Below are 25,851 nucleotides of genomic sequence, written 5' to 3' on the forward strand. Positions count from 1 at the left end.
GCTGCGGTGAGCTCAGACGAGGGCTGAGGTCGAACGCTCGGCCACAGGTGCGTCGTCGCGCAGGAACCAGGCCGCCACCGCCAGCAGCACGGCGAGCAGGCAGAGATCGACGATGACCACCGTGGTGGCCAGGCCCATGACCGAGTCGGTCGTCAGACCCACGCCCACCAACGTCGCGAGGGCCAACCACACCAGGTAGACCGAGCCGGTGCCCTGCCTGGCCAGGACTGAGTAGACGAGCAGCTGGATCATCGAGAGCAGGGTCCCGAGAACGGCGAAGATCCACAGCTTGGGCTCGACCTCGACATATTCCGCGCCGCCCACGAAGTGGATGGCGATGCCGGACAAGAACCAGGACGCGGCCGTTCCGACCGCGCCCAGGGTCGCCACCAGGCCGAGGCTGACGGTCAGGGCCTTGCGCCGTTCACCCCCGGTGGCCATCGACGGGAAGGCGACGATGACCACGAACTGGGGCAGGAACAGCATCGCCTTGGTCAGGATCAGCCCTCCGGCGTAGAGCCCCGCATCGTGCTCGGACATGACGTTGCGCGCCAGGATGATGTCGACGCTGCTGAGGGCGAAGAAGGCGAAGAGTGCCTGACCGTTGAGGACGCTCTCCTTGAACATGGACCTGCCCGAGTGGCGAGCTGACACCGGGCCGGCGAGGCGATCGTGTCGCAGGGCCCACAGGCCCACCAGGACCGGCGCCCAGAAGCTGACACCGACCCCGACCAGGCTCCAGAACTCCGTGGGCCGCCACGCGATGAATGCCCCGCCGATCAGCAGTCGGGGGACACCGGAGGCGACGTAGAGCATGCCCAACGGTGCCCATCGGCGCTCCCCCTGGAGGATCCCGGCCAGTCCGCCCGTGATGGTCATGGGCACTGCGCAGATCGCGATGATGACCGCGGCGCCGATCTGGTCCAGGTTGAGCAGGCGCTGGATGAGGGGGCTCAGCACCAGCATGACCAGGCCCAGCGACATGGCGGCCACAGAGGTCACTCGCAAGATCGAACGCTGGATCTGGGCCACGTGGTCAGGTTCTGCCGAGATCCGGCGAGCAGCTGTCGCCTGGAGTCCGAGGGCCCCGACACTGATGACGAGCATGACGTTGAGCGAGGCTGCCAGCGCACCGAAGCCCTCGGTGCCGAGCAGGGGCGAGGCGATGATGACGAAACCGTAGGTGGAGACGTTCATGACCGCCATCGAGACCGCGATCCCGGAGCTGCTGCTCGCGAGGCGCGACACCTTCTCTTTCATCTGCACTCGCACGAGCCTAGTTGCTCTGCTCCCACTACAGTCGGGTCCCTGCCAACCCCGCGCGCTGCGGACACCCGACGGCAGTCGAGGAGGAAACAGACCGTTGGCGAAAGCACTCGTATGGGCGCCAACGGTGTGGTCCCTCCTGCTGGGAATCTTGCTGCTGGGTGGCGCACTGGCACCTGGCTACGTGCTGAGCTACGACATGGTCTGGGTGCCGGACCTGGCCCTGACCGCGGAGGCCTGGGGGACCGGCAGCGCCCTTCCCCGGGCAGTTCCGTCGGATGCGGTCGTCGCGGTGCTCGACGAGATCGTGCCCGGGGCGCTCCTCCAGAAGGTCGTGCTGCTCGGATCGTTGGTCGTGGCCGGAGCAGGGGCATCGGCGCTCGTCGACGGTGCGTCGGTGGCGGTACGGCTCGTCGCTGCCTCGCTGATGGTGTGGAACCCCTTCGTCGTCGAGCGTCTCGTCATCGGGCACTGGCCGGTGCTCCTGGGCTACGCGGTTCTGCCGTGGGTGCTCGTGGTGTGTCGACGGTGGAGCCCACAGAGTCGGGTCTGGCCACCGGGCAGCCTGCCTGTGCTGCTCGTCGGCGGATCGCTGAGCGCGAGCACCGGCGTCGCCACCGGGGTCGCCGCTCTGGCCGGAGGGTGGCGGCGCGGCCGGACTGGCAGCAACCTCGTGCTCGTCGCCATGGTCGTCGCGGCCAACTCACCGTGGCTGGTCGCTGGCCTGTTGCACTCCGCAGACGCCACGTCGGCGTCGCAGGCTGCTCGGCTGTTCGCGACGAGCGACGAGGGACTGCTACCCGGACCGTTGGCGGCCATCACGCTGGGCGGCATCTGGAACGCCGAGGTCGTGCCGGGCACCCGGCTTGGCTTCCTGGCCGTGGTGGGTCTGGTGCTGATGGCGGCGCTGGCCGCCTTCGGCTGGGCGGCGCATCGCCGTACGCCGATCAAGGGGGCCTCGTCCCTGGTCGTGTGCTGGGTCGTCGGGGTCGGGGTGGCTGTCGTGAGCTGGGCGGCACCTGACGCAATCGGCTGGCTGGCCGCGACCCTGCCGGGTGGGGGCCTCCTGCGGGACGGGGCCCGCCTCCTCGCCCTGGCAGCGCCGCTGACGGTCGTGCTCGTGGCCCGGGGCGCGGAGGCGTTGCTCGCCCTTGCACCGGACCGTGCGACCCGCGTGCTCGTTGCGGGGTTGTTGACTGCCACGCCGGTGGCGCTGCTGCCGGACGCTGCGCTCGGGTCTGCTGGCCGGCTGCAGGCCGTGCACTATCCCAGCGTGCTAAGCGACGTGCGCGCGGCAGTGCAGGCGGCGCCGGCCGGGGACGTGGTCGTCCTGCCGTTCGCCAGCTATCGGGCCCCGGAATGGAACGGGCGGCACAAGGTGCTCGACCCACTGCCCCGGTTCCTCGGGCGAGCCGCCGTGATCAACGACGTCCTCTACGTCGACGGCATGCCGCTCCCCGGTGAGGACCCCCGCGCGGCCTCCGTCGCCGAGGCGCTCAGTCGGCCCACGGCCGGGTCCCGCGCGGCTGCCCTGGGCGAGCTGGGTGTCTCGGTCGTGGTCTCGGAGCGACTCCCTGGCCTGGCGTCTCCTGCGGTCGCGGGTCGGACGACCTTTGACCAAGGGGACTTCCTGGTCGTCGAGATCGAGCAGGACGTCCGAGTCGACGCCGAGCCGTCGTCGTGGGTGGCGGCCATGGGCGTGGCCTGGACGGTGTGGCTGGCGCTGCTGGTCTCGGGAACATCAGCGCGAGCAGTCATGTTGTTCCGCAAGAACCGGAATACGGCTCAGTAACCGAAAGTGGCGAAGATTCACATTTCGCGAGCGGTCACTGTTAAGGTTCGCGGCACACCTAGGGAGGGTCATTCCACATGAGCAACAACATTCTCGCGCCCGTTGCCAGCCTCGTTGCCGGCGGCGTCCTTGCGTCCGCGTCTGTCGTGGGCCTCGTGACCACTCTGACGTCTGCGCCGTCTGAGTCTCCGGCCAACGTCGAGTCCCCCGAGTACAACTACGGCACCACCGAGTAGTTCGCGAGCGAGGGTCACTCCTCGTCAGGATCCTGGCTGTCGATCCGCTCCTGCCGGAGCGCGCTCGCGATCACGTGGGCGAACGACTCCTGGGCGTGTTGCCAGGTGAACTGGTGGCTCATTGCCTCAGCCCCGTCGGCCAGGACCGATCGAAGCGCGTCGTCCTCCAGGAGCTGGCCGACCGCGTGGAAGAACTCCACCTCATCGTCGACGAGCAGACCGGATCGTCCGTGGGCGATCGACTCGCGGGTGCCGCCTGCGGACCTGTAGGCGATGGCCGGCGTCCGGTGCATCCCGGCCTCACCGATCACGAGGCCCCAGCCCTCCTTCAGTGACGGAAGGGCGAGCACCCAGGCCTGCTCATAGATCTCGTGCTTGCGTCGTTCGTCGACATGGCCCTCGAACACGACCGTCTCGCCTGCCTGGCGTGCGGCTGCGTAGGCATGCAGCTCGCCCTCCCACCAGCCGGAGCCGACGACGTGCAGCCGCAGGTCCGGGTGCTGTGCCCGGTGGACCAGTGCCGCGTCGATGGCATGCTCGACCTGCTTGTGCGGCACGAGCCGGCCGACGACGGCGATCATCGGGTGATCCGTCTTGCCGACCCCGACAGGGATGACCGGGTCGGTGCCGTTGTGCACCACCGCGATGCGATCGTGGTGCACGCCGAGCTCGATCAGCTCGTCCCGTGTGGCGCGGGAGACTGCGACGTACTGGCACGAGCGGTAGAGCCGAGGAGCCAGGGTGCGCTCCACCCACCAGCCGAACCGGCCAGTGGCGCCCGGATAGACGACCGGCCACTGCTCACGATGCACGTGGTGGACGAGGACCACGACGGGCTTGCGCGTCACGGCCCTGGTGAAGAAGGGCAGACCATTCTGTACGTCGACGACGATGTCGACGTCGCCGAGATCTCCGCGCAGCAAGGCCTTCATGCCTTCGGCGTAGACCGTCAGCTTGGAGCCGCGGCGCACCAGCCGAACACCGTTGATGGTCTCGTCAGGTGGGGCCGCAGCGTGCGCCGCGCAGAGGATGGTGACCTTCGCGCCACGTTGGACGAGACCCTCTGCCATCTTCTCCAGATAGCGCTCTGCACCGCCGCCCTCGGGGTTGTGGGTGTCACGCCAGCTGAAGAATGCGACGTGTCGGCCGGAGATCTCACTATGGTCTGACATGGCCTGCAGAGGTTACTACCGCAGGGTAGGGTTGTCTTGTGCCGCGCCCGCCCGGAGCTGTTTCGGCCCGCCGGGCCCTACGAGGGCGGCGGGCCGCCCTGCGTTCCTCCCCGGACAGCACGTGGGCACCCACCCTGAGGCGGTCGATCCGGCTCCTCCGCGAGTTCCGGCACGAGTCCGCGGACCCCGACAGGTTCTACGGGGCGCTCGCCGAGGACTCGGTGCAGATGCTGCGCCAGTACCACTCCCTCGAGGGGGCGACCCTGCTCGATGTCGGTGGCGGCCCGGACTACTTCCGCGACGGGTTCGTCGATGCGGGCGCTAACTACTACTCCGTCGACGTCGAGGCGCACGAGCTCGACGAGTCGTCGAACCACCGGGTGGTGGGCAGTGGGATGCAGCTGCCCTTCCGTTCCGGCTCCGTCGACATCGCCTACTCCTCCAACGTCCTCGAGCACGTCTGTGCTCCGTGGGTGATGGCCGAGGAGATGCTGCGCGTCCTCAAGCCCGGCGGCCTGGCGTTCATCAGCTACACGGTCTGGTACGGCCCCTGGGGCGGACACGAGACAGCGCCCTGGCACTACCTCGGCGGCATGAGGGCCCGGCGGCGCTACCGCAGGAAATTGGGGGTCGAGCCCAAGAACCGGTTCGGGGAGAGCCTGTTCGGGGTCACGGTGCGCGACGGTGCGCGCTGGGCCAGGCGTCAGCAGGTGGCCGAGGTGGTGGACCTGACCGCGAGGTACAACCCCGCTGGTCCCAGTTCCTCCTGCGCATCCCGATCCTCAGGGAGGTGACGACGTGGAACTTCGTGATCGTGCTCAAGAAGCGCTGAAGTTCCGGCTCCGGCTCCTGACTGGTGCACTCGTCCTCATCGCCCTGGCCTTCTCCCAGGCCCCGGGCTTCCTCAGCTTCGACACCAAGTTCGACCTCGTCGTCGACCCGTGGCACTACCTCGAACGCGGAGTCCACCTCTGGGACTCCAACGGGGCCATCGGCCAGCTGCAGAACCAGGCATACGGCTACCTGTGGCCGATGGGTCCGTTCTTCGGTGTCGGAATCATCGCCGGCATCCCGGCCTGGGCCGTCCAGAGACTGTTCATGGCGCTGGTCATGGTCGTGGCGTTCACCGGCACCGCACAGGTCGCCCGGGCCCTGGGCGTGCGGTCCCACCTCGCCTGCCTGCTGGCGGGTTTCGCCTACGCGTTGTCGCCGCGCATGTTGACGACCGTGGGCACGATCTCGATCGAGAGCTGGCCCTCGGCTCTCGCGCCGTGGGTGCTCCTGCCCCTGATCATCGGGTCCACCAGGGGCTCTCCGCGCCGAGCGGCAGCCCTGTCCGCCCTGGCGGTGGCCATGGTCGGAGGCGTCAACGCGACCGCCAGCTTCGGCGTCATCCCGATCGCCGCCATCTGGCTGCTCACCCGGAGCCGGGGCCCACGCAAGCGGAGCATGATGATCTGGTGGCCGATCTTCACCGCCCTCGGCACCCTGTGGTGGCTCATCCCGTTGTTCCTGCTCGGGACCTACAGCCCGCCCTTCCTGGACTTCATCGAGTCGGCTTCGGTCACGACCAACCCCACGACGCTCTTCGACTCGCTGCGCGGCACCTCCCACTGGGTGCCCTACATCGACAACCGCTGGCGGGCGGGCAGCGCCCTGATCACCCAGGCCCCGCTGGTGCTCAACAGTGGCGTGGTCCTGATGCTGGGTCTGCTGGGCCTGATGAGCCGGCGCAACGAGCACCGGGCCTTTCTGGCGATCAGCCTCCTCTTCGGGCTGGCCCTGGTCGGCATGGGCCACCTTGGTGCGGTCCAGGGTGTCTTCGCGCCGTTCCTCAACGATGCCCTCGACGGCGCCCTGGCCGCCGCCCGCAACGTGCACAAGTTCGACCCCATCGTGCGACTGCCGCTGGTCCTGGGACTGGCCCTGCTCCTCGAGTCGCTGCGTGCGCCCGAGCTGATGACCCCCAACCGGCGAGGTGTGCAGCGCTCGGTCGCCTTCATGTCGATGGCGTGGCTGGGTGTCATCGCCGTCGTCGGCGCAGCGATGCCGGGCATCCAGGGCCGGATGGCCCCCAACGGTCTGGTGGCCGAGGTCCCCGACTACTGGGTGGAGGCGAGCAGCTGGCTCGACGCGCAGGGGACCGAGGGCGCCGTCCTGATGACGCCCGGCATCGGGGTGGCGCAGTTCGTCTGGGGGTCCACGAACGACGAGCCCCTGGAGTTCCTGGTCGAGGAGGGACGCTTCGGCGTTCGCTCCAACATCCCCTTCGTCCCGCCCGGCAACATCCGGGCCCTCGATGCCATCGAGGAGCGGCTCACGCAGGGCCGGGCCTCGGCAGGGCTGGCTCCCTTCCTCGCGCGCTCGGGCGTCCAATATCTCGTGGTGCGCAACGACGTGATCAAGGCCCCGGACATCCCCGACACGGTGTTGCTGCACCAGGCACTCGACGGTTCGCCGGGTCTGAGTCGGCTGACGAGCTTCGGTCCGGATCTGGGCGGCGGCGCCTATCTGGGTGAGGGCGAGGAACGCAACGTGATCAACGGTGGTTGGCAGACCAACTATCGCGCTATCGAGATCTATGAGGTTGCCGGTGGGGGCCCCGGAGCCGTCGCCTCCGAGGAGCTGCCCCTGGTCGTCGGTGGTCCGGAGTCGCTGCTCGACCTCGCCGATGCAGACGTCCTGGACAGCGAGCCGACCGTCCTCGCCTCCGACGCGGACCCGGACGCTGAGCCCATGGGGCCGATGATCCTGACGGACGGCTATCGCGACCGAGAACGGTTCTTCGGCCAGCTCCATGACGGCTACTCCGCGACGACGTTGCCCGGCGAGGCCCGGCACAGTGCACATCCGTCGAAGGACTTCTATCTCAACAAGGGCGATGACCGGTGGCGCACGACCGCCAGGCTCACCGGCGCCGAGTCGGTCGTGGCCTCCAGCTCCATGGCGGACGGGAGTGCCAAGGGCGGCGCCCGACCGGGCAAGTCGGCCTTCGCGGCCATCGACGGCGACCCCTCGACCGAATGGGTGTCGAACGTCTCCTCATATGACCGACCGACCTGGGAGATCCGCTTCGGGCGCACCCGCCAGCCCCGCACGCTGCAGCTCACAGGCGGAGTCAGCGCGCCGCAGACCCAGACGTTGCGGGTGGTGACCGAGAACGGGCGCAGTGAGGACATCGACCTTGCTCCCGCGACCACGGCCCGCGTCGAGCTTCCCGAGGGTGGGACCCGCTGGCTACGCGTCGAGACGACCGGCCAGGCAGCGACCGTGCATGCAGCACTGAGTGAGGTCGAGATCGCCGGGGTCGAGGTCGACAAGGTCCTCGTGCTGCCCACGACGCCCGAGGAGTGGGGCACCCCGGATGCGATCTTGCTGACCGCCGCCCAGGACGGGCGCACGGGATGCGTCCGGGTGGACGGGTCCGTGCGCTGCCTCCAGGGTCGCAACGTGGAAGGCGAGGAGGACGGAGGGTTCAGCCGCGAGCTCGAGCTGACCGTGCCCCGGGACTACCTCCCCGAGCTCTGGGTGCGGCCACGATCGGGGGCAGCCGTGGAGGAGGCACTGCTTGCCGACCTGCCCGTGAGCGTGACCTCGTCGAGCCAGGCGGTCCCGGACGTGCGCGCCTCGGCCCTCGCGGCGCTGGACGGCGACCCGGGCACCGCTTGGATGGCACACTCCGGAGACTTCAGGCCGACCCTGCGCACCAGGTGGGTGGGACCGACCCGGGTCGACGGCCTCACCATCAGGCTCGACCCCAACGTGGCCGGCCGGACCCCGAAGAAGGTCCGCGTGACGCATCGCGACGGGTCGACCGACGTGGAGCTCGACACCCACGGCTGGGGTCGCATCCCCGCCGTACGGACCGACTTCCTCGACATCGAGGTGCTCGAGACCGACTTCGCCAGCAGCATCGGTTTCGACCAGTCGAGGATCCCCCTGGCGACGGCCATCAGCGAGGTGCGGATCGACGGTGCGCCGTTCGAGTCCCTGGCGCCCAGCACGCAGGAGCGCGTGCTGCCGTGCGGCTCGGGCCCCGACGTGACGGTGAACGGAGAGGTCGTCCGCACCCAGGTCGACACGTCCTCGGCAGAGATCTTCTCGGGGAAGAGATGCGCGCCACGCTCTGTGACGTCGATTCGATCGACCTCGGCTCCGGGGTCAACCGGATCGCCGTGGGCAGCAGCGACGTCTTCAGTGCGACCCGGCTCGCGCTCGAGAGCGCTGACTTCGACACCGCGCTGGCCCGCGGTGTGCGGTGGGAGAGCCACGACGCTGACTCCCGCAGGGCGACCCCGCCCCGGGCTCGGCGGTGCTCGCCTTCCGGGAGAACGCCAACGTCGGCTGGGAGGCAACCCAGGACGGCAGGTCGCTGACCGCCGTGCGCGTGGACGGGTGGCAGCAGGGCTGGCTGCTCGGGCCCGACTCGGCCGGGCCCGTGGTCGAGACCTATGCGCCGGAGAAGCTCTATCGGTGGGGCCTGCTCCTTGGGCTGGTCACTGCCCTGGTGTTGCTCGCGCTCGTGCTGTGGTGGCAGCGCCGACGTCCCCAGGACGAGCCGCCGCCTGTCAGCACGGCCGTCATGCGTCCCTGGGTGTGGACGGGATTCGCGGTGGTGGCGATGGCCGTCATCGCCGGTTGGTCGGGCCTGGTGGTGATGGCCGTGACGTTCGCGGTCGGCATCCCGCTCGGCCGACGGGTGCCCGAGCTGCGAGAACCCCTGCTCGCCGCATGCGTCGTGGCTGCGTCGTTCTTCTACGCCGTCCACCCGTGGGGAGACGGTTGGGCCGGCGCGAGCGCGTGGCCTCAGCTCTTGTGTGTCGCGGCCCTGACCGGGGTGGTCCTCGCCGTGGCCGAGCCGACGTGGCGCAGACGCATCGACGGCCGCTCGACGAGGCGATAGATCAGCTCGGCCAGCGGCAGGGTGATCAACAACGTCAGGCCGAGGACCGGCCACAGGTGGTTGCCTTCGAACTTCACGTAGGGCGTCGCCCAGTAGACGAAGTGGAGCACCACGAGGTGGATGCAGAAGACGCCGAAGGAGATGTGCCCGAGACGCCGGGCCAGCCGGGTTGACATGACCCGCGCGTAGGTCGAGTCCGGATCGCTGAAGACCCCGGTGAGGACCAGCAGCACGCCGATGAGTGCGTAGAGGGTCTGCCGGGTGAGCGCCTCACCGGGAGTCGAGGGGTCGAACAGCGCCGGTCCGCTGAGGGGGGTCGCAGCGACCACCAGCAGGCTGAGCGCGATCGCCCAGCACACGCCCGGCTGTCGCCCGAGAGTGATCAGCCGGTGGAGCCACGGACCGGGCCCCCTCGTCGTGGTGATGACGTGGGCCCAGGCAAGCGCGATCCCACCGGCGAACCACATGAGGTAGTTGGGAAGCCACTGCCCGGGGAGTCCTGTCTCCAGGTCGTAGGCCCACTTGTTGAGCAGCAGCGTCCAGGCCACGTTCAGCGCCACCAGCGCCAGGACCATGCCCATGACTCGACGGGTCGTCGGCCGCAGTCGCCCCTTGGCGCCGGCCAGCCACATCAGCAGCGGAAGCACGATGTAGAAGGACACCTCGGTCGCCAGGCTCCACATCTGTGTCTGGCCGAAGCGGAGCGAGTCACTGACGTAGATGTCGCCCATCCACAGCACGGTCACCCAGTCGTGCAGCGTCGGCTCGTCATCGACCCGCACGAACACCATCGCGAGCACGACCGCGATGAGGTAGGGCGGATAGATGCGCAGGAAGCGCTTCCAGTAGTAGCGCCGGACCCCGTCATGGGGCCGGCCGCGGACCGCGCTGGCGAGATATTGGTGGGAGAGCAGGAACCCGGAGAGGACGAAGAAGATCGCGACGCCGACGTCCAGACGGGGGAGCATCAGCCCGACGATGCCGTGGCGGAAGTAGTCACCGGTCCAGAAGGTCACGTGAGTCAGCACCACGGCCAGGGCGCCGACCGCGCGCAGCGGGTCGAGGACGGCGAAGACCGGCGTGGCGCCGCCGCTGGGGTCGTGCAGGAGATGGTCGACCTGTTGCGCCGAGTCGGCCTCGTGGATCGTCATGTCAGCGGTGCTCCGGGGGAGATCGTGCCTACGTCGATCTTGTCGACGCAAACGATAAGCGATGGATCGATGCTCGTGAGGTCGACTGAGTCGAACTGCCCGTCGGCCCGGACGAAGAGCTGGTGGAGGCCGGCGCGCAGGGTCGTGCGTACGGCGTCGCCGTCCTCCACCTCGATGACGACCGGTGTCTCCTTGGGGGCGAGGTAGCTGATCCGGAGCCACCAGTCGAAGTCGACCGTGGGGCGGACCAGCGGGATCGTCTTCTCGCCCTCGGGGATGCGCCAGCCGCACCCGTCGACCGGACCGGGCTCGCTCGACGTCGCCACCTCCAGGGCGGCATGGGTGAGGGCTCCCGAGTCGTCGATCACGGCCAGGTCGTGGGACGCCTCCGGGAAGACCGAGTCAGGCGAGAGCAGCCCGACCAGGCGGGGGACGCGCTGCTCCGACCACAGGTTGGGACCGACGACCGTCGGCGGCAGGCCGGCATCGGCCAGGGCCAGCGGCCCCGTGGTCGCGAACTCCTTGCTGAGTCGCGACACGTAGTCGCGCGGGTCGGTGAATCCGTGCCAGACAAGGGCGAACTGGGTGGCCGACCAGAGCCCTGACATCGCGATGGCGGTGGTGATGGCGATCGGGACCTGGACGGGGAACCTCGGCGTGAACATGGGGGACTCACGCGGCACGCTGCTCCCCGCGGCTCCATCGACCTCGAGGTAGGCCAGTCCGAGGGCCAGCATCGCGAGCGCCGCCGCCTCGGTGAGGTAGCGGTATTCCGTGCCGGCGATGTCGCCGACGAAGGGCGCACGGCTGGACCACAGCAGCAGCAACAAGGTGACGAGGCCGAAGAGCAGCAGCGCCCAGGCGCGCCCGGTGCGACGTCGGGTGAGGAAGGCGTGGGTGACCACCCCGGCGATCACGAGCCACGACAGACGGGTCGCCCACTCCGGCGGGTCCGCGAAGGCAGCGGGCGGGGTGGGGGAGTACCAGTCCCACGGCCCGCCGGTGATGCCAGTGGCGAAGCCCGTTCCGAGCATCGTGTCGGTCAGCGGGCCGAGGAGGCCCCAGTCCGTGTCGAGCCTGTTCTGCTCGATGTAGAGGGCGTAGTAGGCGATGGTGCCCAGGCCCACGGCGCCCGCGACGATGATGATCAGCCAGCGCCGACGGACGAGCGAGACCAGGCGCTGCTTCGCGGAACCCGTTTCGAACCAGCCGAACGAGATCGCTGCCAGCACGGGGGGAATCATCAGTCCGCGGATGTCGGCAGCGAGCGCGAACACGACAGCGGCCAGGGTCAGGAGCACCCAGCGCGTGCGGCCGGTCCGCTCGGCCAGCACCCAGCAGGCCACGGCGCACAGGAGCCCGATCTGCTGAGGGATCTGGTTGAGGGCCACGGCCCACCACACGCTCGCGGGCATGGTGATGGCTGAGAACAGGAAGATCATCAGCGGCGGCACGATGCCCCAGCGCATGCCGAAGAGGGTCCTGAGCATCCAGAACGCGGCCAGTCCGACGACTCCCTGCAACATCGCGGTGACGGCTGCCGTGGCTGGCCAGTTGAACAGGCCGCCGGCCATCGACAGGTCCGCGAGGAGGCGTCCCAGCGGCATCAGGTGCCCGGTGTGAGGCTCCATGACGTAGTCGAGGGTGAGCCCGTTCGCCCTGCTGTCGCGCAGGAACTCGAAGTCGTCCTCCTGGAACCAAGCCCCGAACATCGCCCAGGCGCGGAAGGCGGTGTGCGCGAGGACCAGGAGCAAGCAGGTGACCAGGACCCACGGAGGGCCCGCCTGCGACCGGTGGGACCTTGTCCCCTGAGCATGGGGCGGTGGCTGTGACACAGGGGGGACTATCGCACAGCGACCCAGCCGGATCCGGGGGGTTGACTGCCGCCCGTCTCAAGGCCGCGCACACGCCTCTTGCGTGCGACGCTGACTTTGTACCAATCTTCGCGCTTGCACCACACGCGCCGTCTACTTGCTGGTAACCTGCGGCGACTTATTCATTCCTGGGAGGGACCTGTAGTGCGCAAAATCATTGGCTGGCTGCTGCTCGGGCTGGGTGCCTTCTTGTTGGTGACCGCTCTGTTGGCCACGCTGTGGGTCCCGGCGCAGCTCGAGCGGACCCCGCTGGACGTCGACACCAAGACCTACCTCAGCGGGACTGCGGAGAAGTACAACCCGACGCTGGGTGAGACCGAGGACCTCGACGTCAAGGCCACCAGCACCACCCAGGCCGACGCCGACAGCTCCGACGACGACGTGATCGTCTGGGTGAACACCACCTGCCTGGTGATCGACGAGGGTGACGTGCCCGAGTGCGTCGAGGCCGACGAGCCCCTGAAGCGCCTGGTGAGCGTCACGACCGACGTGTTCGCGACGGGTCGCAACGACGCACTGGCCGTGAACGGCAAGTACCGCCACCCCGGCGCCGAGGAGAAGGAGGGACTCGTCAACAAGTTCCCCTTCGACACCGAGAAGAAGGACTACCCCTTCTGGGACGGCATGCTCGGTGCGCCGGCGACGGCTGAATACGTCGGCACCGAGACCCTCGACGGTCTGGAGACCTACAAGTTCCACATCCTCCTCGAGGAGGAGCCGGTCGACGAGATCATCGCCGGGACCCCGGGCGTCTACAGCCAGGACAAGTACATCTGGGTCGAGCCCCGGACCGGGGGCATCGTCAACCAGGAGCAGCACGAGATCCGCGAGCTCGAGGACGGCATGCTCCTCCTCGACCTCAACCTGGCCTTCACCGACGAGCAGGTCGAGAAGTCCGTCGCGGAGGCGAAGGACAACAAGTCGCAGCTCAACCTCGTGACCAAGACGGTGCCGGTGGTCGCGTTCGTCGTGGGCCTCCTGTCGGTGCTGGTCGGAGCGTTCCTCGTGTTCGCAGGGCGCAAGCGCTCCGGGGCCTGAGCCCAGCTGTTCTCGCCTCGGCGACCGGAGCCACGTGCTCCGGTCGCCGAGGTCATTTCTGCCTCAGGGCCTCAACTGAGGACGCAGACGAAGATGGCCGTCCCGGGAGTGAGCAGCCCCCGGACCCGCGACCAGCCTCCCCACACCCGGTCGAGGTCGTCGGGCCACTCGGGCTCGACGACGTCGACGAGCACGAAGCCCTGGCCCGACAGCAGGCGCACCCAGTCGCCGATGGTGCGGTGGTGCTCGACGTACGACACCCGGCCCGACTCGTCGTCGATCTCGACATAGGGAGTGCGGTCCCAGTAGGACTGGGTGGCGGTCAGGCCGGCGACACCGGGGTCGTCGGGGAACATCCAGCGCGTCGGGTGGGTGATCGAGAAGGCGAACCGTCCGCCGCGCCGCATCACCCGAGCGGTCTCGGCAAGTGCCTGCTCGATGTCGGCGACGAACTGCAGGGCCCCGAAGGAGCAGAAGACGACGTCGAAGGAGCTCTCGGCGAACGGCAGCTGGGTCGCGGTCGCCCGGACCGACGGCACGGCGGTGCCTGTCAGCTCGTCGATGCGACGGCCGTGCTGGAGCTGACGGTGCGACAGGTCGAGGCCGAACGCCCGACCGCCCTGCCGACGCACCCAGCGTGAGCACTGACCGGCCCCGCTGCCCACTTCGAGGACGGTGCGACCAGCGACCGGTCCGAGGATGCCGAGCTGCTCCTCGGTCTGTCCCTCCGGCCCCCACACGAAGCCGACGTCGCCGAGGAACTCACCGTGGGTTGCTTGGTATTCGTCGGCGTAGCGGTCCCAGTCGGGGCCGTTGGCGCGTCGCGACTCGGCCTCGTCGACGCGGCGACGTTCGACCCGCACCGACTGCGGCAGGTGATCCACGCAGGGAGGCTATCGCGGTCGACCCGAGGGCCGTGCGCGGCGCCGGTTGGACGGCCGATGCTCGTCGCACGTAGGCTTCACGATGCGCCAGGCCTCTGCCCGAGTTCCACCGGAGCGGACGCGTGCTCGCTACGCCCAGGCTGACGACCAGATTCATGTCAGTGTCTGTAGTGAAACAGGGCTTGGTGTGTCCGTACGACTTCTATCCATCCAAGGAATCACTTCCCTTATGACGAGCACCATCTCCGCTCTTCCCGATTACGACGCGCCTCAGGTTGCGATCAACGACATCGGTTCTGAAGAGGACTTCCTCGCGGCCATTGACGCGACCATCAAGTACTTCAACGACGGCGACATCGTCGAGGGCACCATCGTCAAGGTGGACCGCGACGAGGTCCTCCTGGACATCGGCTACAAGACCGAGGGCGTCATCCCCTCCCGCGAGCTGTCGATCAAGCACGACGTCGACCCCTCCGAGGTCGTTTCCGTGGGCGACAAGGTCGAGGCCCTGGTCCTCCAGAAGGAGGACAAGGAAGGCCGCCTGATCCTGTCCAAGAAGCGCGCACAGTACGAGCGCGCCTGGGGCACCATCGAGCAGGTCAAGGAAGAGGACGGCGTCGTCGAGGGCACCGTCATCGAGGTCGTCAAGGGTGGTCTCATCCTCGACATCGGCCTGCGCGGCTTCCTGCCCGCCTCGCTGGTGGAGATGCGTCGCGTCCGCGACCTGCAGCCCTACGTCGGTCAGACGCTCGAGGCGAAGATCATCGAGCTCGACAAGAACCGCAACAACGTGGTCCTGTCGCGCCGTGCGTGGCTCGAGCAGACGCAGTCCGAGGTCCGTCACGGGTTCCTCACCCAGCTGCAGAAGGGCCAGATCCGCAAGGGCGTCGTGTCCTCGATCGTCAACTTCGGTGCCTTCGTGGACCTGGGCGGCGTCGACGGCCTCGTCCACGTCTCCGAGCTGTCCTGGAAGCACATCGACCACCCGTCCGAGGTCGTCACGGTCGGCGACGAGGTCACCGTCGAGGTGCTCGACGTCGACATGGACCGCGAGCGTGTCTCCCTGTCGCTGAAGGCGACGCAGGAGGACCCGTGGCAGCACTTCGCCCGGACCCACCAGATCGGCCAGATCGTGCCGGGCAAGGTCACCAAGCTGGTGCCGTTCGGTTCGTTCGTCCGCGTCGAGGAGGGCATCGAGGGCCTCGTGCACATCTCCGAGCTCGCCGAGCGTCACGTCGAGATCCCCGAGCAGGTCGTCCAGGTCAACGACGACGTCATGGTCAAGATCATCGACATCGACCTCGAGCGTCGCCGGATCTCGCTGTCGCTCAAGCAGGCCAACGAGACCACCGCTGCGGTGGAGGTCGAGGACTTCGACCCGACGCTCTACGGCATGACGGCGACCTACGACGACCAGGGCAACTACGTCTACCCCGAGGGCTTCGACCCGGAGACGGGCGAGTGGCTCGAGGGCTTCGACGACCAGCGCGCCGTCTGGGAAGAGCAGTACGCCAAGGCGCACGCTCGCTGGGAGCAGCACGTCAAGCAGCAGGCCGAGGCCAAGCAGGCCGAGGTCGAGGCCAGCGAGGCGACCTCCTACTCCTCCGGTGGCGATGACACCGGCTCGGAGCACGAGGGTGAGTCCGGCGGTGGCAGCAGCGGTTCGCTCGCCTCCGACGAGGCGCTCCAGGCCCTCCGCGAGAAGCTCACGGGTGGCCAGGCCTGATCGCCTGATCCGCTCCTGACTGGCCCGCCGACCTCTGGTCGGCGGGCCAGTTGCATTTTCCTCAGGCGTGTTCGGACGCTCAGCCGCGGACGGCGAAGCGCCAACGGACCCTGGTCACGTTGCCGGCCCTGTCCCGTGCCACCAGCAGCACTCGGTGCGTCCCGGGCGTCAGCGAGGGTGAGGTGGCCGTGACGACGCGGGCGCGCGACCGCACGCCACGGACTCGCCGACCGTCCACGACGACGCGAACCCCGCGCCGGCTCACACCGGCGGCCCGGTCGATGATGCGGGCGCGGATGGTCGGCGACGAGTCGATGGTCGCCGAGCGACCCGCGAGCACCCTGACGCGGGGGGCTGTGCGATCGATGGTCCAACGGTGCTGGGCAGGACTGGGATCAGCCACTCCGGAGGCATCGACAGCGCGAGCGAGCAGCGTGTGGGACCCCGGTCGCAGTCGCGCGTGGCTGAGGGTGGAAGCGCACGTCGACCAGGGGGCGCCATCCAGGCTGCACCGGAAGGTCGCGGCCCTGTCGGCGGTCAGGGTGAACGCCGCGCGCGTACGGCGTGTGAACCTCCGCGGTCCCGTGATGGAGGTGCCGGGCGCGCCGAGGGCGGGTGGGGTTTCGGTCGGGGACGTGCTGGGGCTCGGATCGGAAGGCGGCGGGATGTCGCCCGCGGGGAACTCTCGAGCCTGCAGGTTGCGGAACCACACACGGTCGGCCTGGGTGTGGTTCTGCAGGCCGACGAAGCCGGACCTGCCCCTCGTCCCGTTCGAGGTGAAGGTGTTGACCACCACCTCGTTCAGGGCGACGGTGTAGGTCTGGCCGACGACGTCGATCTGCAGGTCGTTCCACTCACCGGCCGGGCGGGCGTTGCGCAGGTCCTCGCGGTCGAAGCCGTAGATGGATCCGGTCTTCTGCGGCTCGTCGTCGCTCGCGCCTTCCTTGACCTGGATCTCGTGGCCCTGGTCGATGGCCACCCACGGGTCGACTCCCGGGTCCGGGAACCGGACGAACACCCCGGAGTTGTCGCCGGCGTCGGCGGTCTTGAACTGCAGCGAGAGCGAGAAGTCGGTGAACGAGCGGCCGGCGAACCACAGCATCCCCATCCCGCCGTCGGAGACCAGGGAACAGCCACGGGCGACGAATCCACCCGGGCCGGCCTGACGCCAGTCATCGAGGTGCGTCCCGTCGTAGAGCAAGGTGTATCCGGGCCTGGGGCTCGGGGCCTGCGGGCACGCGGAGGATGGTGGCGGTCCCTCAGCGCCGCGGCCAACGAAGCGGAACTCGTCGAGGGCGACGACTCCCGTCCCGGAATAGACCAGGTAGAGGGGCCGGCCGCCGAGGTCGGCCGCGCGTCCGGCGATCGGGGCGGAGGTCGTCGCGTAGACGAACTGGTCGGTGGTGGGCTGCGTGACGGGCAACGTGGTCACGACCGGGCCGTCGAGGGAGCCCGCTCGCACCTCGATGCCGTCGTTCGGTCCGGGGGATCCGGAGTAGCGGGCGCTGATGTCGGACATGTTGAGCAGGCTCATCGGGTCGAACCTGATCCAGTCGCGGTCGGAGACGTTGCCGATCAAGGCGCCACCGCCGGGTCGGGTGCCGGCGACGCCGTTGTAGCCGATCACCTCTGCGCCGGCGCTCCAGACCCCGTGCTCGGCCTGCCGCAGCTTGGGCTGGAGGGTGACCAGGTCCGTGCCGGTGAGGGGTGCGTTGAGACCGTCGTTGGCGCCTGCGTCGGTGTAGCCGGCCTGGAGGACGCCGAACGTGTTGGCGTCGGGACCGTGGTCGCTGGCCGGGGTGGTCTGGAGGACACCACGGCAGCCGGATCGACCCAGGTCAGGGTGGACGTGCGTGTCGTGACCGACTCCTTGCTGGACGAGGACGCGCGAGCAGTCGGCGGGCTCCTCGCGATCCGTGGCGGTCACCTCGAAGTCGAGGGTGTCACCGGGGGTGAAGAACGCGCCGTCCACGGGCAGGTCGAAGTCGACGGCCGGGGTCGTGTTCCCGACGTGGACCTGGAGCGGGGCACGAGCAGACTTCCCGGTGGCGTCGGTGACGGTGAGCACTGTCGTGAAGTCGCCGGCCGTCGTGAAGGCGTGGTTCGGTGCGGCCGCCGTGGAGTCCTCGACGCCGTCCCCGTCGAAGTCCCAGGAGTAGGCCAGGGTGTCACCGTCGGTGTCGTGGCTGTCGGTGGCATCGAACTGCACGGTGAGGGGTACGGCGCCCTCTGTCACGTTCGCACCGGCGCGAGCCGTCGGGGCGGACCCGTCTGGTGCGTAGTCGATGCGTACGAGCTTGGTCGCCGGCGACCCGGTGAATGCGCCGTCGCCGTACTCCAGGACGTAGAGGGAGCCGTCGGGACCGAAAGCGAGGTCGGAGGGGCGGACGAAACCGTCCATGAAGTCGTTGACCTCGAGGATGTCGCCCTCAGCGTCGGTGCGCACCTCCTTGATCCAGCCGCGGCTGAACTCGGCCAGGAAGTACGACCCCTCGTAGCGGGCGGGAAAGGCGCGACCCGCGTCGAGGGTGTTCTGGGACTGGCGGTAGACCTGTCCGCCGATGGGCACCACCCCGTCGAAGCCGGGGTAGGGGTTGGGTGGGAAGAGCGAGTAGGAGATCCAGGCATCGGTCATCGGGGGCAGGGTCGACAGGCCGGTGTTGTTGGGGGAGTCGTTGACCCCCGCCATCGAGACCGGGTCGTTGCACGCGAAGCGCAGGGGGCTGCCGTCGGGCGACCTGCGTGGGCTGGACGTGGCGAAGTCCCAGTCGACGTAGGCGCCGCCCGTGTCGCTCGCCGTGAGGTCGTCCCCGACCTGCCCGGTGCAGTAGGGCCAGCCGCCGTTCATCGCCACCGAGGTGCGGTTGAACTCCTCGAAGTGTCGTGGCCCTCGCTCCGGGTCGCTCCACCGGGCGTCGGGCCCGACCTCGCCCCAGTAGAGGACGTCGGTGTCGGGGTCGACGCCGAGGCGGTAGGGATTGCGCAGTCCCATCACGAAGATCTCGGGGCGCGTGCGGGCGGGGTCGGCGTCGGGGTAGCGAGCCGCCGGGTGGGCTCCGCCCTCCCCGAACAGGTTGCCGCCGGGGATGTCGTAGGAGATGTCGTCCCCCGCCGTGAGGTCGACCGCGCCGGCGTCGTCGCTGCGCGGGCGGACCCGCAGGATCTTGCCGCGGAGGTCGTTGGTGTTGGCGGCCGACTTCTGGCTGTCGTAGTCGGAGCGACCCGGGCGCTCGTCGATGGGCGAGAAGCCGTCGGACTCCAGGGACGAGGTGTTGTCACCGGTCGAGAGGTGGAGCACCCCGTCGCCGTCGAACGCCAGCGAGCCTGCCGAGTGGCAGCACGTCCTGCGTTGGGTCGCGACCTCGAGCAGGACCTTCTCCGAGGACTTGTGGATGTGGGTGGTGCCGTCGTGGGTCTCGACGGTCAGGCGGGAGACCCGGTTGGCGGCGTGCTCGAACGGCGCGGCCGCGTAGTAGACCCAGAGCCAGTGGTTGTCCTCGAAGTCGGGGTCCACGGTGATGCCCAGGCCACCGTCCTCGAACCCGTTCCAGACACCGAGCTCAGGGCTGTTCATGATGATGGTGGTCTGGGAGGTGGCGGGGTCATACATCCGGATGTCGCCCGCGCGCGAGATCAGGAACACGCGGCCGTCCCCGGCGACGGTCAGCTCCATGACCTCGCCCAGGGTGGTGCCCTCGGCAAGGACGACCTTCTGGAAGTCGTCGTCGGGACCGGCCGCGGTGGCCACGGAGCCTGGCAGGGCGGTGGGAGTCACGCAGAGCACCCCGAGGAGGAGGGCGATCAGGACGCGACGCAGACGTGGCGGCATGTGTGGGCGGTCCTGGACTCTGGGAGTGGGGGTGGCGCGGTCTCGCCACGATAGCCGCGCAGCTCGCCACCCGGGACGGAACGCAGGAGAGCCGTCAGGTCGTGGGGAGCACGAGTCCGGCCAGCTGGTCGCGGCGCACCTTGCCGGTCGCGGTCATCGGCAGCTCGCGCACGTGCACGTAGGTCTTGGGGCGCTTCGCGGCGGCGAGTACGGCGACCGCGTGCTCCCGCAGGACAGCCTCGTCGGCGCCCCCGACGACCGCGGCGCAGACCCGCTGACCCCACGCGGTGTCGGGCACCCCGAACACGGCGACGTCCTCGACCCCGGGGACGTCGCGCAGGGCGTTCTCGACCTCGAGGGGGTAGACGTTGACACCGCCGGTGATGACGAGGTCATCGCGTCGGCCGTCGAGGTAGACGTAGCCCTCGTCGTCGATCCGACCGGCGTCACCGACGGTGAAGGCCGGCCCGTCGGCCGTCTCGCGCCACGCATCCCGGGTCTTCGCAGGGTCGCCCAGATAGCTGAACCGGGCGTGGCCGGGCACGACGCACCACAGCCGACCGTCCTCGTCGACGTCGAGCAGCCGACCAGGCCGTGCTCGACCCACGGTGCCGGGGTGGGCCGACCACTCCTCGGACCGGCAGGCGGTGAACTGACCCTCGGTGGAGCCGTAGAACTCCCAGGTGGACCCTGCGGGAAACGTCTCGATCAGTCGGTTCTTGATCGACGTCGGGCAGGGAGCACCTGCGTGGGCGACGAGCCGAAAGCTCGAGAGGTCGGGCCATCCGGTGTCGTCCCAGTGCGCGAAGAGGCGCTGCAGGTGGGTCGGGACGCAGAACATCGTGGTCGGCTGCTCGGTCCGGATCGCCTCGGTGATCCGCTCGGGATCGAAGCGGCCGGGCACGACGACCCGGCCACCGGCGAGCAGGGTCCCCATGGCGAACCGCAACGGCGCCGAGTGGTGCAGCGGGCTCAGGACCAGGTTGGTGTCGGTGGACACGAATCCCCACAGGTCGCGCTCCTCCGCCACGAGGGCTCGGGCGTCGGTAAGTGACAGCAGTCCGGAGAAGACGCCCTTGGCTGTCCCCGTGGTGCCGCTCGTGCAGTGGATCGGTCGGCCGCGGGGGAGCCCCCGCCGGGAGTCGGCGGGCAGCCGGGCCAGGAGAGTGGCTGCCTCGTCCTCGCTGGTGATCACGTGGTCAGGCTTGATCGGCGCGAGGACCCGCTCGAGCTCCGCCTGTGTGAGCGCCGGGTCGAGCGGAACCGGGAACAGGCCGTGGGACAGGAGCGCCAGCACCAGGTCGACGTAGGTCGAGGATCCCGGGAGGAGGAGGGCGATCCGCGATCCTTCGACGAGCTGCACCCGGTCATCCAACCATCAGCAGCGTGCGGCGCAGCGGGTCGATCTGGGGGCGAAGCGGTCGTGCTGTGCATAGCGCACGAGCAGCCCGGTGAGGAGGACGAGGGCGAGGGCGAAGAGGATGGTCATGGCAGGAATTCTGCTCCCGTCGCGATCCGGCCACCAGTGGCAGGAATGCCGTTGTTGGTTGATTTCCTGCCACTCGAGGATCAGGATGGCGTCATGCACAAGGTCGCCGTGGTCGTCCAGGACGGTGCCGAGCCCTTCGGGCTGGGCGCGATGTGTGAGGTGTGGGCCGAGCCCTACCACCCCGAGGACGACAACCCCGTGTTCGACTTCGTCGTCACGACGCCCCGTCCCGGGCGGGTCCGTGGGAGCGTCTACGACCTGCACGTCGACCTCGGCCTCGAGGCCGCTGCCGACGCCGACCTGGTCTGCGTCATACCGAAACGCGGTTATCGCGATCCCTCTCCGGAGGTGGTCGAGCTGGTCCGCGACGCCGAGTCCCGCGGCGCGTTCGTCTTCGCCCACTGCACCGCCGCCTTCGTACTCGGTGAGGCGGGGCTGCTGGACGGCCGGCGCTGCACGACCCACTGGCGCCACGTCAGCGAGCTGGCCGAGTGCTATCCGCTCGCCCACGTGGACGGTGACGTGCTCTATGTCCAGGAGGGGACGATCGTCACCGGCGCGGGTTCCGCCGCGGGGCTCGACGCGGCGCTCCACCTCATGCGCCAGCAGTTCGGCTCACGGGTGGCTGCGGCCGCCGCCCGCCGCATCGTGGTCCCGCCGCACCGCGACGGCGGGCAGGCGCAGTTCATCGCTCGCGCGGTGCCGGTGTGTGAGTCGGAGGCGCTGGCGCCCCTCCTGGCCTGGATCTCGGGCAACCTGTCCAGCGACCTCACGGTGGAGACCCTGGCGCGACAGATGCACATGTCCCCCCGGACGTTCGCGCGGCGCTTCAAGGACGAGACCGGCACGACGCCGTACAGCTGGGTGCTCGCGCAGCGTGTCCAGGCCGCCGAGGAGCTGCTCGAGCAGACCGATCACTCCATCGACTGGGTGGCTGCCGAGGTCGGCTTCGGCAACGCCGCGACGCTGCGCCACCACTTCGGGCGCTCCCGTGGCGTGAGCCCTGTCGAATATCGTCGGAGCTTCAGCCAGACCGCGTGAGCCGTGGACCTCGGCGGCTCCCGGTGGCACTCATCGCCTAGCCTTGGGGGCGTGACGCACCAGCCGCTCTCCGCCATGTCCCGCACCGACCTCGCTGCGCTGATCAAGGAGCAGCAGGCGGCGTACGCCGATCTGCAGGCCCGCGGCCTCAAGCTGGACCTGACCCGCGGCAAGCCGTCGTCGGCGCAGCTCGACCTGTCCGACGAGCTGCTCAACCTGCCGCGTGGGTTCAAGGACGGATCCGGCACCGACGTGCGCAACTACGGAGGGCTCGCCGGGCTCACCGAGCTCCGCGAGATGTTCGCCGAGCTGCTGTGGGTCGAGCCCGAGCAGGTCGTCGCGGGTGGCAACTCCAGCCTGACGATGATGCGCGACTGCCTGATCTATCTCCTCCTCTTCGGTGCCCGCGACGGCGACCGTGCCTGGGGCAAGGAGGACACGATCAAGTTCATCTGCCCGGTCCCCGGCTACGACCGGCACTTCACGCTGCTGGAGTCCCTCGGCATCGAGATGGTCACGGTGCCCATGCACGACGACGGCCCCGACGCCGAGGCCGTCGCTGCTCTCGTCAAGGCGGACCGCTCGATCAAGGGGATGTGGATCGTCCCGACGTATGCCAACCCCGCCGGCTCGATCTGCAGCCAGGAGGTGGCCGCGCGGCTGGCCTCGATGGAGACCGCGGCACACGACTTCAAGATCTTCTGGGACAACGCCTACGCGTTGCACCACCTGACCGAGGAGGAGGCCAAGAGCGCCGACATCCTCACCCTCGCCGCCGCTGCCGGCCACCCGGACCGGCCGATCATGTTCGCCTCGACCTCCAAGATCACCTTCGCCGGCGCCGGCGTGGCCTTCCTGGCCGCCTCCGAGGCCAACGTCGCGTGGTATCTCGGTCATCTCGGCAAGGGCTCCATCGGACCGGACAAGGTCAACCACCTGCGACACGTCCAGTTCTTCGGCTCCGCACAGGGCGTGCGTGACCACATGGCCAAGCACCGCGAGATCATCGCGCCCAAGTTCGCCGAGGTCGACCGGGTCCTCAGCGAGCGGCTCGGCGGCTACGACGTGGCCACCTGGAACAAGCCCCAGGGCGGCTACTTCGTCAACCTCGATGTCGTGCCGGGAACCGCGAGCCGGGTCGTGGCCCTGGCCAAGGAGGCAGGGATCGCGCTCACGCCGGCCGGCTCCTCCTTCCCCTACGGCGATGATCCCGACGACGCCAACATCCGGCTCGCGCCGACGATGCCGCCCCTCGAGGAGGTCACCGCCGCGATGGAGGCCGTGGCGACCTGCGTGCTGCTGGCCGCCGCCGAGCAGGCCCAGGGCGACTGAGTGCCCTTCCTGCCGTTCACCTTCTCCATCGTCGGCGTGCAGAAGGCCGGCACGTCGACGCTGCAGTGGATGCTCAACCAGCACCCGCAGGTCGCCCGTCCGCCCCGCAAGGAGATGGGCTGGTTCGACGTCGACGAGCAGACCTGGCACGACGCCGACCACTCGTCGTACGGCATCGCCCATGCCCGGCCGATCCATCGCGCCCTCGGTGATGCGACCCCGCGCTACCTCCTGATGCCGGGTGCCCTGGAGCGCATGCACGACAAGCGCCCCGAGATGCGGCTGATCGGCATCTTCCGCGACCCCATCGATCGGCTGGTGAGCCAGTGGGTGATGGTGCGGGCCCGGCAACCGGACCGTGCTCCCGACTGGCCCGAGATGATCGCGTGGAGGCCCGAGGACTTCCCGACATCGATGCCGCCGGAGTTCACCGGACCGGGGGCCGGGCGAAGTTCATGCGAGCCTCGGGCGTCATCCGCGGCTACTACGGTGGGCAGATCCGCCACGGGTTGAGCGTCTTCCCTCGCGACCAGTGGCTGTTCCTCGACTTCTCGGCGCTGCTCACCGAGACCAACAAGACGCTGGACCAGGTCTCGAGCCACATCGGGGTCGGGAGGTTCAAGCCCTATCCGCCGTTGCGGCAGCTGATGGCCGGCTCGCCGGAGATCACCGGCACGGCGCCCACCGGGGAGGACCTGATGGCGCTGGCGCGGGCGCTGGAGCCGGAGCTGGCCGGATATGTCGCCCTGACGGGTCTCTCGGTCGACCACTGGACCACCGAGCGACTCCTGACCGGCGACCTCGATCCCGACGAGCAGGCCCACACCTATGCACGCAAGGCCGGACTGGTGGAGTGACCGTCCTAGGGTGAGCGCAGTTCCTCGACGAGAATGGAGTGCGACATGGCGTTGCGAGTGGGACTCACCGGGGGAGTGGCCTCGGGCAAGAGCACGGTCTCCTCGATGCTCGTCGGATTGGGTGCCCTGCTCATCGACGCCGACGTGCTGGCCCGTGAGGTCGTTGCTCGGGGGACACCCGGACTGGACGCGGTGGTGGCCGAGTTCGGGCCGTCCCTGCTCACACCCGACGGCGACCTGGACCGACCTGCGATGGGGGCGCTGGTCTTCGGCGACTCCGAGCAGCGCATGCGGCTGGAGGCGATCGTGCATCCGCTGGTCCATGAACGGATGGCGGCCCTCGAGGCCGGCGCCGGGGTGGACGACGTGGTCGTCCACGACATCCCACTGCTGGCCGAGAGTGGGCGCAGCGACACCTTCGACGCCGTCGTCGTGGTCGACTGCCCTGTCGACCTCCAGATCTCCCGGATGATGTCCGAGCGCGGCTGGAGCCGGCCCGAGGCCGAGTCGCGGATCGCCGCGCAGGCATCACGGGAGGACCGGCTCGCGATCGCGACGCACGTGATCGACAACACCGGCACCCTCGAGGAGCTGCGCGACCGGGTCGTCGCAGTCTTCGGCGAGCTCCGCGAGCTGGCCGTGACCAAGGCTCGCGAGGCCATCTGAGAACCCCTGCGGGCCTTGGCGTCGAGGCTCGCGGTGTGGTCGACTGCGGGGATGACCACACACCTGAGCCTGCCCGAGTCGCTGGTCCGCCGGATCGAGGCAGCCTCGGGGCTCGACGGCATCGCCGAGACGGTCAGGGCGTCGGCATACGACGCGCTCGTCGAGCCGCAGGCCCTCGACGAGCTCCTGGGTGGCGCCTGGCTGGGACACCGGGTGCACCCCGTCGCGGTCCAGGTGCCGATGGGCGCGTGGCTGATGGCGACCCTGCTCGACGTCGTCGGGAGCGAGCGTCACGCGGCGGCCGTCGACACGTTGCTCCTGACCGGCTGCCTGGCCGCCCTGCCGTCAGCCGTGACCGGCGTCCACGACCTGGCGACCACCTCCGGTGCCCAGACGCGCGTCGGCCTCGTGCACGCGGCGGCGATGGACGCGACCCTGGGGCTCTTCGCCGTCGCGCTCGTCAAGCGTCGCCGCGGGGACCGGCGTGGTGCCCGCCGGCTGATGCTGGCCGGCACCGCCGTGGCTGGTGCCGGCGCCTATCTCGGTGGACACCTCGTCTATCGGCTGGGTGTCGGCGTCCACGAAGCCTGAGGAC

At 69.3% G+C, this 25,851-nt stretch carries 18 protein-coding genes and 1 pseudogene; 12 read left to right on the plus strand and 7 right to left on the minus strand.

Features of this window, described 5'->3' with window-relative positions; translation table 11 throughout:
- Nucleotides 1–12: 12 nt before the first annotated feature.
- Nucleotides 13–1,260 carry a lipopolysaccharide biosynthesis protein gene (locus G7071_RS13480; protein WP_166321125.1) on the minus strand — a complete coding sequence of 416 codons (1,248 nt, stop codon included), beginning with the start codon at nucleotides 1,258–1,260 and terminating at the stop codon, nucleotides 13–15.
- Between the two features lie 133 nt (nucleotides 1,261–1,393).
- Here G7071_RS13480 and G7071_RS13485 point away from each other — a divergent pair, with 133 nt between their 5' ends.
- Both G7071_RS13485 and G7071_RS13490 read left to right on the plus strand, forming a co-directional pair.
- On the plus strand, nucleotides 1,394–3,058 hold the full coding sequence (locus G7071_RS13485; RefSeq protein ID WP_166319590.1) for an MmpA family trehalose lipid delivery protein: 1,665 nt from the start codon (nucleotides 1,394–1,396) through the stop codon (nucleotides 3,056–3,058).
- 77 nt (nucleotides 3,059–3,135) lie between these two features.
- Entirely contained in the window at nucleotides 3,136–3,294 is a 159-nt protein-coding gene (locus G7071_RS13490) for a hypothetical protein (protein WP_166319592.1), read from the plus strand.
- Nucleotides 3,295–3,308: 14 nt separating this feature from the next.
- On the opposite strand, the gene G7071_RS13495 is transcribed toward G7071_RS13490, so the two are convergent.
- On the minus strand, nucleotides 3,309–4,466 hold the full coding sequence (locus G7071_RS13495; protein ID WP_166319594.1) for a glycosyltransferase family 4 protein: 1,158 nt from the start codon (nucleotides 4,464–4,466) through the stop codon (nucleotides 3,309–3,311).
- A 38-nt stretch (nucleotides 4,467–4,504) separates the two neighbouring features.
- On the opposite strand from G7071_RS13495, the gene G7071_RS13500 reads away from it, so the two are divergent.
- Together G7071_RS13500 and G7071_RS20035 are read left to right on the plus strand one after the other, a co-directional pair.
- Complete coding sequence (locus tag G7071_RS13500) at nucleotides 4,505–5,260, plus strand: class I SAM-dependent methyltransferase (protein ID WP_246210006.1); 756 nt, start codon at nucleotides 4,505–4,507, stop codon at nucleotides 5,258–5,260.
- Between the two features lie 4 nt (nucleotides 5,261–5,264).
- Nucleotides 5,265–8,345: pseudogene (locus G7071_RS20035) on the plus strand (alpha-(1->3)-arabinofuranosyltransferase domain-containing protein); the annotation flags it as partial.
- A gap of 927 nt (nucleotides 8,346–9,272) precedes the next feature.
- Here the strand turns inward: G7071_RS20035 and G7071_RS19365 are convergent.
- Complete coding sequence (locus tag G7071_RS19365) at nucleotides 9,273–10,520, minus strand: acyltransferase family protein (RefSeq protein ID WP_246210007.1); 1,248 nt, start codon at nucleotides 10,518–10,520, stop codon at nucleotides 9,273–9,275.
- Nucleotides 10,517–12,274, minus strand: coding sequence for a hypothetical protein (locus G7071_RS13510; protein WP_166319598.1), 1,758 nt, complete (start codon nucleotides 12,272–12,274; stop codon nucleotides 10,517–10,519). The genes G7071_RS19365 and G7071_RS13510 overlap by 4 nt, the downstream gene beginning before the upstream one ends.
- 264 nt (nucleotides 12,275–12,538) lie before the next feature.
- Here G7071_RS13510 and pgfA point away from each other — a divergent pair, with 264 nt between their 5' ends.
- Nucleotides 12,539–13,432, plus strand: coding sequence for a cell envelope lipid trafficking protein PgfA (gene pgfA, locus G7071_RS13515; protein ID WP_166319600.1), 894 nt, complete (start codon nucleotides 12,539–12,541; stop codon nucleotides 13,430–13,432).
- Between the two features lie 71 nt (nucleotides 13,433–13,503).
- On the opposite strand, the gene G7071_RS13520 is transcribed toward pgfA, so the two are convergent.
- Nucleotides 13,504–14,316, minus strand: a complete 813-nt coding sequence (locus G7071_RS13520; protein WP_246210008.1) for a class I SAM-dependent methyltransferase — start codon at nucleotides 14,314–14,316, stop codon at nucleotides 13,504–13,506.
- Between the two features lie 229 nt (nucleotides 14,317–14,545).
- Here G7071_RS13520 and rpsA point away from each other — a divergent pair, with 229 nt between their 5' ends.
- Nucleotides 14,546–16,042, plus strand: a complete 1,497-nt coding sequence (gene rpsA, locus G7071_RS13525; protein ID WP_166319602.1) for a 30S ribosomal protein S1 — start codon at nucleotides 14,546–14,548, stop codon at nucleotides 16,040–16,042.
- Between the two features lie 79 nt (nucleotides 16,043–16,121).
- Here rpsA and G7071_RS13530 read toward each other — a convergent pair whose 3' ends face one another.
- Nucleotides 16,122–19,871, minus strand: a complete 3,750-nt coding sequence (locus tag G7071_RS13530; RefSeq protein ID WP_166319604.1) for a 3-keto-alpha-glucoside-1,2-lyase-like domain-containing protein — start codon at nucleotides 19,869–19,871, stop codon at nucleotides 16,122–16,124.
- A 94-nt stretch (nucleotides 19,872–19,965) separates the two neighbouring features.
- A complete protein-coding gene (locus G7071_RS13535; protein ID WP_246210009.1) occupies nucleotides 19,966–21,234 on the minus strand; it encodes a class I adenylate-forming enzyme family protein in 1,269 nt (422 codons plus the stop codon).
- A gap of 219 nt (nucleotides 21,235–21,453) precedes the next feature.
- Between G7071_RS13535 and G7071_RS13540 the strand changes: the two genes are divergently transcribed.
- The 6 genes from G7071_RS13540 to G7071_RS13565 all read left to right on the plus strand — a co-directional run bounded on the left by G7071_RS13540 (nucleotide 21,454) and on the right by G7071_RS13565 (nucleotide 25,847).
- Nucleotides 21,454–22,401 (plus strand): GlxA family transcriptional regulator, encoded by a 948-nt coding sequence (locus tag G7071_RS13540; protein WP_166319608.1) that lies wholly within the window; start codon nucleotides 21,454–21,456, stop codon nucleotides 22,399–22,401.
- A 75-nt stretch (nucleotides 22,402–22,476) separates the two neighbouring features.
- On the plus strand, nucleotides 22,477–23,733 hold the full coding sequence (locus G7071_RS13545) for an aspartate aminotransferase type Ic (RefSeq protein WP_166321129.1): 1,257 nt from the start codon (nucleotides 22,477–22,479) through the stop codon (nucleotides 23,731–23,733).
- On the plus strand, nucleotides 23,734–24,246 hold the full coding sequence (locus tag G7071_RS13550) for a sulfotransferase family protein (protein ID WP_166319610.1): 513 nt from the start codon (nucleotides 23,734–23,736) through the stop codon (nucleotides 24,244–24,246). It abuts the gene before it with no gap.
- Nucleotides 24,189–24,590 carry a hypothetical protein gene (locus tag G7071_RS13555; RefSeq protein WP_166319613.1) on the plus strand — a complete coding sequence of 134 codons (402 nt, stop codon included), beginning with the start codon at nucleotides 24,189–24,191 and terminating at the stop codon, nucleotides 24,588–24,590. The genes G7071_RS13550 and G7071_RS13555 overlap by 58 nt, the downstream gene beginning before the upstream one ends.
- A gap of 45 nt (nucleotides 24,591–24,635) precedes the next feature.
- Nucleotides 24,636–25,256, plus strand: a complete 621-nt coding sequence (gene coaE / locus G7071_RS13560) for a dephospho-CoA kinase (protein ID WP_166319615.1) — start codon at nucleotides 24,636–24,638, stop codon at nucleotides 25,254–25,256.
- A gap of 51 nt (nucleotides 25,257–25,307) precedes the next feature.
- Nucleotides 25,308–25,847: a DUF2231 domain-containing protein gene (locus G7071_RS13565; RefSeq protein ID WP_166319617.1), complete on the plus strand. Its 540-nt coding sequence runs from the start codon at nucleotides 25,308–25,310 to the stop codon at nucleotides 25,845–25,847.
- Nucleotides 25,848–25,851 lie beyond the last annotated feature (4 nt).

The sequence above is a fragment of the Nocardioides piscis genome (assembly GCF_011300215.1).
GTDB lineage: Bacteria > Actinomycetota > Actinomycetes > Propionibacteriales > Nocardioidaceae > Nocardioides > Nocardioides piscis.

Coding starts and splice junctions, on each gene's coding strand:
- G7071_RS13480 (WP_166321125.1), bottom strand. CDS start 1,260: ATGAAAGAGAAGGTGTCGCGCCTCGCGAGCAGCAGCTCCGGGATCGCG.
- G7071_RS13490 (WP_166319592.1), top strand. CDS start 3,136: ATGAGCAACAACATTCTCGCGCCCGTTGCCAGCCTCGTTGCCGGCGGC.
- G7071_RS13495 (WP_166319594.1), bottom strand. CDS start 4,466: ATGTCAGACCATAGTGAGATCTCCGGCCGACACGTCGCATTCTTCAGC.
- G7071_RS19365 (WP_246210007.1), bottom strand. CDS start 10,520: ATGACGATCCACGAGGCCGACTCGGCGCAACAGGTCGACCATCTCCTG.
- rpsA (WP_166319602.1), top strand. CDS start 14,546: ATGACGAGCACCATCTCCGCTCTTCCCGATTACGACGCGCCTCAGGTT.
- G7071_RS13530 (WP_166319604.1), bottom strand. CDS start 19,871: ATGCCGCCACGTCTGCGTCGCGTCCTGATCGCCCTCCTCCTCGGGGTG.
- G7071_RS13540 (WP_166319608.1), top strand. CDS start 21,454: ATGCACAAGGTCGCCGTGGTCGTCCAGGACGGTGCCGAGCCCTTCGGG.
- G7071_RS13545 (WP_166321129.1), top strand. CDS start 22,477: ATGTCCCGCACCGACCTCGCTGCGCTGATCAAGGAGCAGCAGGCGGCG.
- G7071_RS13555 (WP_166319613.1), top strand. CDS start 24,189: ATGCGAGCCTCGGGCGTCATCCGCGGCTACTACGGTGGGCAGATCCGC.
- coaE (WP_166319615.1), top strand. CDS start 24,636: ATGGCGTTGCGAGTGGGACTCACCGGGGGAGTGGCCTCGGGCAAGAGC.
- G7071_RS13565 (WP_166319617.1), top strand. CDS start 25,308: ATGACCACACACCTGAGCCTGCCCGAGTCGCTGGTCCGCCGGATCGAG.